General features: G+C 61.6%; 3 protein-coding genes. All 3 read left to right on the forward strand.

All coding sequences use genetic code 11. The features are described from left to right. The coding region (locus tag I5W_RS26780; RefSeq protein ID WP_044531545.1) for an ATP-binding cassette domain-containing protein at nucleotides 1-675 on the forward strand (675 nt) is incomplete at its 5' end. Further along, complete coding sequence (locus tag I5W_RS26785) at nucleotides 672-1,379, forward strand: branched-chain amino acid ABC transporter ATP-binding protein (RefSeq protein WP_044531546.1); 708 nt, start codon at nucleotides 672-674, stop codon at nucleotides 1,377-1,379. The genes I5W_RS26780 and I5W_RS26785, both read left to right, overlap by 4 nt. A 130-nt stretch (nucleotides 1,380-1,509) precedes the next feature. Beyond that, the coding region (locus I5W_RS26790; protein WP_044531547.1) for an asparaginase domain-containing protein at nucleotides 1,510-1,761 on the forward strand (252 nt) is incomplete at its 3' end.

The following is a 1,761-nucleotide window of genomic DNA, read 5'->3' on the forward strand; positions in this document are numbered from 1 at the left end:
GCCGGTGAGCTGGTCGGTCTGATCGGTCCCAACGGGGCTGGCAAGACCACTCTGATGCGCTGCATGAGCGATGGTGCCGAGCGCAGCGCTGGCAGCGTTGCGCTGTGCGGTAGCGATCTTGCCAAGTTGCCGCCGCAGGCCTGTGTGCATCTGGGACTGGGACGCAAATTCCAGAACGCCAATATCTTCGAATCCTTGACCGTGGCGCAGTGCCTGCGCATTGCGCGCGTGCGACTGCAACGCCCGGCCCTGTTCAAGCGCGACGACACGCTGCATTTACCGCCTTATGCCCTGCACGTAATGCGCGCCACCGGGCTGGACGGGATGCTTGACAGTATCGCTGGAGACCTTTCACACGGCCAGCAGCAGGCGCTGGAGCTGGCCATGGTGCTGGCGCTGGAGCCCCGTGTAGTGCTGCTGGACGAGCCCACCGCCGGCCTGACCAAGACCGAGCGCACCCAGATCGGTGCGGTGCTGTCGTCGCTGGCCTACAAATATCGACTGTGTTGCCTGCTGGTGGAGCATGATCTGGATTTCGTGCAGCAGATCGCCACGCGCATCGTGGTGCTGCATCAAGGGACGATCATCATGCAGGGCAGTTTCGAGGAGGTGGTCAATTCCGAACTGGTCAAGACCATCTATTCGGGTAGTACCCATGCAACGGGGGCGCAATGAAACCATCGGCATTGGTTATGAAGGGCATCACCAGCGGTTATCGAGCCTCGGTGGTGCTGCGTGGTCTGTCACTGGAGATCGCACAGGGCGAGGCGGTCGCCTTGCTGGGCAAGAACGGCATGGGCAAGAGCACCTTGCTCAAGACCGTCATGGGATATCTAGGCAAGCAGAGCGGCGCCGTGCATCTGCATGGGAGCAACATCACACGCATGTCCCCCCATCGCATTGCGCGCCTGGGCGTGGCCTATGCAGCCCAGGAGAATGCCCTGTTTGCCGAACTGAGCATCGCCGACAACTTGCGCCTGGGCTTGACGCGGCCAGCCCTGTTCGAAGAGCGTTTTGCGGCGATCGAAGGACTGTTCCCTGTATTTCGCAGCCGGCTGCAGCAATACGCGGGCACGCTCTCCGGTGGCGAGCAGAAGATGCTGCTGCTGGCGCGTGCGCTGATGATGCGACCTGCGTTGATCCTGCTCGACGAAATCACCGAAGGCCTGCAACCGTCGGTGATCGATCGGCTGGCTCATGCGCTGCTGGAAGAGCGCCGTCAGCATGGCACCACCCTGTTGCTGGTCGAGCAGAATGTGCCATTCGCCCTACAGGTGGCGGACCGCTACCTCATTCTCAAGCAGGGTGAGCTGGTGGAGGAGGGGGACGCCAAGCACGCGGGGGCGACCGAGACGGTATTTGCTCATTTACGGGTATGAACATGGTGCGTACAGTTGGCGTTGGTAGCGCTTGTGCCGGAGCAGACTCCATGACCATGATCGGGGTGAGCACAGCTCCGAGGTGCGGGGTCGTTGCGACTGCAGGCATATTTCTTTCCTCTTCCATCTCATGATGAGCTCATCCCCTTCCGATCTGCCACTGTGCGCTTTCATCTCCACCGGCGGCACCATTGCCATGAAGATCGATCCGATCCGAAAAGCACCGGTGCCGGCCTTGTCAGGCGACGACTTGCTAGCCACGGTGCCCGCCATGGCCGCCATCGCAACGCTGGAGGTCAACAATCTGTTTCACCTGCCCTCCGACTACATGGACCCACCGCGCTGGATCGCCTTGCAGCAAGCCACTGCAGCGGCGTTGGAC

This window comes from Herbaspirillum sp. B65 (assembly GCF_000333555.1).
Classification (GTDB): Bacteria; Pseudomonadota; Gammaproteobacteria; order Burkholderiales; family Burkholderiaceae_D; genus Herbaspirillum; species Herbaspirillum rubrisubalbicans.